This is a genomic window from Paenibacillus ihuae, assembly GCF_001368795.1.
GTDB classification, from domain to species: domain Bacteria; phylum Bacillota; class Bacilli; order Paenibacillales; family Paenibacillaceae; genus Paenibacillus_AQ; species Paenibacillus_AQ ihuae.
Map to the genome: position 1 here is coordinate 605926 of NZ_LN831199.1, position 4623 is coordinate 610548.

General features: G+C 52.4%; 5 protein-coding genes. All 5 read right to left on the bottom strand.

The features are described from left to right. Nucleotides 1-761: DnaB-like helicase N-terminal domain-containing protein (locus tag AQR02_RS34760; RefSeq protein ID WP_280818653.1), on the bottom strand; the 761-nt coding region annotated here is incomplete at its 3' end. Nucleotide 762: 1 nt separating this feature from the next. After that, a complete protein-coding gene (rplI, locus tag AQR02_RS22400) occupies nucleotides 763-1209 on the bottom strand; it encodes a 50S ribosomal protein L9 (RefSeq protein ID WP_054942626.1) in 447 nt (148 codons plus the stop codon). Beyond that, a complete protein-coding gene (locus tag AQR02_RS22405) occupies nucleotides 1206-3215 on the bottom strand; it encodes a DHH family phosphoesterase (RefSeq protein WP_054942627.1) in 2010 nt (669 codons plus the stop codon). The genes rplI and AQR02_RS22405 overlap by 4 nt, the downstream gene beginning before the upstream one ends. A gap of 11 nt (nucleotides 3216-3226) precedes the next feature. Further along, the gene (locus tag AQR02_RS22410) at nucleotides 3227-4123 is read right to left on the bottom strand and encodes a DUF2232 domain-containing protein (RefSeq protein ID WP_245237678.1); all 897 of its coding nucleotides are present in this window, start codon (nucleotides 4121-4123) and stop codon (nucleotides 3227-3229) included. A 27-nt stretch (nucleotides 4124-4150) separates the two neighbouring features. Next, a complete protein-coding gene (locus AQR02_RS22415) occupies nucleotides 4151-4462 on the bottom strand; it encodes a MazG-like family protein (RefSeq protein WP_054942629.1) in 312 nt (103 codons plus the stop codon). Between the last annotated feature and the right edge of the window lie 161 nt (nucleotides 4463-4623).

A 4623-nucleotide genomic window follows, 5' to 3' on the forward strand; every position in this document is an offset into this window, starting at 1 on the left:
CATATCATACGCTGTACCAGCTGCGGGGCCGACATTTCCAGACTGAAGATGGCAACCGTCTCTTTGGCGCGGACCGCCACATTCTGGGCAATATTCAGCGCGAATGCCGTTTTCCCTACAGAAGGACGGGCTGCCACAATGATCAAGTCATTGCGCTGGAAACCGTTGGTCATATGGTCGAGATCGACGAAGCCCGTCGGAATCCCCGATGTGCCGCCTTTATTCTGATGGAGCAGCTCTACGCGGTCAAATACCTGCATGAGCACATCGCGGATGGCAATAAACCCGCTGCCGCTGCGGCGGTTAGAGATTTCTAAGATCCGCCGCTCCGCATCGCTTAGCATGATGCCTACATCTTCGCCGCCGGTATAACCTTCGCTGACAATTTGCGTCGCTGTGCGGATCAGCCGCCGCAGCATCGCCTTTTCCTCGATAATTTGAGCGTAATAGTCCACGTTGGCCGCAGTCGGCACTGCATGCGCCAGCTTAGCCAAATAGCTGACACCGCCGATATCCTCAAGCTCTCCCCTGTCCTGAAGCCGGGAAGTCAGGGTAATCAGGTCAATCGGCTGGCTCTCTTCTCCGAGCTGCACCATCGCCTCAAAAATCATCTGATGCGGTTTATCGTAGAAGTCTTCGGTATTCACCCGCTCCATCGCGGTAATCAGCGCTTCATCATGCAGCAGAACAGCACCTAGTACGGCCTGCTCCGCCTCCAGATTCTGCGGGGGAACCCGATCGAAAAAGAGATCTCCACCCATGTTACTCCTCCGTTACCTGAACCGTGAGGTTAGCCTTTACTTCAGTATGCAGCTTTACCTGAACCTGGAACGTACCCACATGGCGGATCGGGTCGCTCAGCTCAATTTTGCGCTTGTCAATAACGATACCTTGGGCTGCAGCCAGCGTTTCCGCAATCTGCTTGCTGGTGATTGCACCGAACAGGCGGCCGCCCTCACCCGATTTCGCTTTTAGCGTCAGTGTCAGCTCGTCCAGCTTCTTGCCGAGCTGCTGTGCTTCCGCCTTCTCCTGGTCCTTGCGGCGCTGTTCAGCAGCAGCCTGGTTCTCCAGTGTTTTTACATTGCCTTCTGTAGCTGGACGAACCAGCCCGCGCGGCAGCAGGAAGTTAGCTGCATACCCTTCCGATACCTCTTTAACCTGCCCCTTCTTGCCTTGTCCCTTAACATCTTTTATGAAAATGACCTTCATTCGAACAGCCCCTCTTTCGCTTCAATTTCAGCCAGCACTTCCAGCAGTCTGGCTTCTGCTTCCTTGCTTGTTCCTTCAAGCTGTACCGCAGCGTTGGATAGATGCCCGCCGCCGCCCAGCTTCTCCATCACTACCTGAACATTCATCCGCCCGAGTGAGCGGGCGCTGATGCCGATCAGGCCGTCAGGCCGCTCACTGATGACAAAGGATGCCACCACGTTAGTCATCCCAAGCAGCGTATCTGCGGTCTGGGCGATAAGCAGCTGCGGGATTTTCATTCCCGGTGCGGTTACAACCAGCGCTATATGATCATACACCATTCGCGCATGCTTGATAATTTCGGCTTTGGAGATATACTCCTGTAAATCCTCCTTCAGCATCCGCTGAATAAGGATGGTATCCGCCCCGATCCGCCGCAGGAAACCTGCCGCTTCAAAGGTGCGGGATCCAGTATGGAGGGCAAAATGCTTCGTATCCACCGTAATCCCGGCGAGCAGCATAGTTGCCTCCAGCGGGCTAAGCTTGATCTTATCGTGGATATATTGCAGCAGCTCTGTTACAAGCTCGCAGGTTGAGGATGCGTACGGCTCAAGATACACCAGCACCGCTTCGTTGATGAATTCCTCGCCCCTCCGGTGATGGTCTACAACCACAATCCGGCTGGCATACTGCACAAGGCGCGGCTCCATCGTCATAGAGGCCTTATGGGTATCTACAACGATCAGCAGCGTGTGCTCGGTCATGACCTGCAGCGCCTGCTCCGTGGTAATAAAGGTCTTGTACAGATCCTCGTCCCGCTTGATCTGCTCCATCATCCGGGTAATGGAGGGATTGGGGGTCTCCATTACAATACTAGCTTCAACATTGTACATCTGGGCCGCTTTGAGCAGGCCAATTGCTGCCCCTACGGCATCGATATCAGGGTTACGGTGCCCCATAATCAGCACCTTATCGCTCTCCTGCATCAGATCGCGCAGGGCATGGGCAATAACCCGCGCCCGGACTCTCGTCCGCTTCTCTGCGGCATTGCTCTTGCCGCCGTAGAAGGACAGGCGCTGGCCTGCCTTCACGGCTGCCTGGTCTCCGCCGCGTCCCAGCGCCATGTCCAGACTGGATTGCGCCAGCGCTCCGAGCTCGCTGGCAGACTCCGCGCCATACGCGAGGCCGATGCTCAGCGTCATCGGCACCTTAAGGTCGGCAGTCATTTCGCGCACCTCATCAAGGATGACAAACCGGCTCTCCTCGAGTGCCTGCAGGCTGCGGTGATTAAGCAGCATCAGGTAGCGCTCGGAAGACAGCCGCCGGAGATACACCTCGAACTGTTTGCTCCACTCGGTAATCTCACTGGCCACCTTGGCGATCAGCGAGGTACGCTGCTGGTCATCCATACCCTGAGCCGCTTCATCGAGATTGTCCATCATTACAATGCCAATAGCCAGTTTCTCTTCTTCATAGCGCTCACGCAGCACTACAAGCTCAGTAATGTCATATAGATACAGCATACGTTCACTGGGAATAATCACTGCCTGATAATACCGGTCGTCTACAGTGATCTCCTGTCTGACATCCTTAAGTGTGCCGATGTCCTTGGCGATTTCCCGCTTAACTGGGCCACTACCTGTTAGTGCAGGCACTACATCAGGCAGTAATTCCTGCAGTTCTTCGCCTACCAGCGATTTGCGGCTAAAAATATCACTGGCATTGCGGTTGTTCCATTCCACCGTGCGGTCCTCGCTGTAGAGGATGATTCCAAGGGGGAGCATACTGACTGCTTCTCCTTCGACCCGCTTGATTCGAAAGGACAGTCCGTTAATATATTCCACCAGATTGCGCCTGAACGCCAGCTCCGCCTGCAGCATCGAGAAGCACAAAGTGCCGGCCAGAAACAAACTGGTCACACCCAGAACCCAGTTGTATATACTAACGATGATAATAAGGACCAGCAACAGCATGAACGCCCAGACGGTATGATAGCCGTGCCAGCGTCTTTGCAGAAATTTAGGCATGACCTCTCACCCTATCGTTTCGATTTCTTCACAAGCTCCCGCAGCGGGAACGCAATATCGATAATACCGATAATCCAAAGCCCCGGCAGCCAGACGACGAGCAGTGACAGCAATATGGCCACAATCTTACTCCACTTCCGCTCATGGACCAGGAAGAACACGAAACCGATGGTCTGAATCTTAAAGACAATTTGGAGTAATGGCAGCAGATTGGCGGAGATCATCAGCATAAAGCTGCTATCTGAATTGCCAAAGAACAGGCTAATTACGACGCCCAGCAGATAGTACCAGATAAATGATCTTGAAAGTCTCCATTCGCGCGCAGGCTTCAGCTTCGGAACCGCATATCCCATACTGTTAAGGATAGGGCGAACAATGGAGTGGGTGATTACAGCCATCATAAAGGAGCTTAGCATCAGTGTCATCGGAATGACCTGTATCGTCATATGACTGATCGTGTTTACATCCTCAGATGTAAGGTTGAACTCACTGATCATCGGGTTGCCTGTACCCAGATCGGAGAGCGGGGACATCACCATTTGCATCATATCATTCACGTAAGTGGAAAGATCAAAATTAAACAGCGCTGTACCAATCACCAGCAGCAGCAGAAACTCGCCCAGAATAGTAACGGTTCCTGCCATGATGGTGGACAACGCCGAGGAGCGTTTCTTATACCATCGTCCCATAACTAAAGCCGGGATCAGGAAATACAGTGCTAATAATACGTAGACAGGTGTAATCAGGCCTACAATCAGCAGGATCGGCAATAGATGCACAATAAACTGTTTTGTACTCAGGGTAGTGAACAACACTACGGCCGGAATAGTTAAAAAAAGTGTAGTAATGATGAGCAGCGGGGTTGATAGGGATAGCAGCAGCAGCAAGTAGGCGATGCTCCATGCCACAGATGTCCAGCGAAATTTCAACAGTTTTCACCTCTTACGCATATGTTCTTCTAACGCAGATATATCCTGGTACCATTCTTCAAGCTGATGCCCTTCCTGCCTGTGCTTTCTTAGCTTCTCCAGTAATAAATCATCCAGTTCGCGGTAAGGAATGCCAAGTCTGCGGCCCAATATATATGAGCTCATAATCAGACTCGCCAGACTGTCGCCTACACGGGCGGTACTGCCTTCCCAAAGCGCTTTAAATAACCGTGAGACTTGATCGATTACTTCGGTCTTTAACCACTCAATAACCTTGGCGCGTTTGGCCACATCCAGATCCTTCGGCACATTGGGCATGTCTCTCTACCTCCGGCAAAAAGCATTATTCTCCATTATAGCATAAATATTTCCCAGTCACACGGGAGGGACCAGCCGCCTAAAAACTGCATAATCATGCCTTTCAAAAAAGGCCCGTATTCCGTTATCGCCGGAAATACAGGCCCTAAAGTTCATCTGCT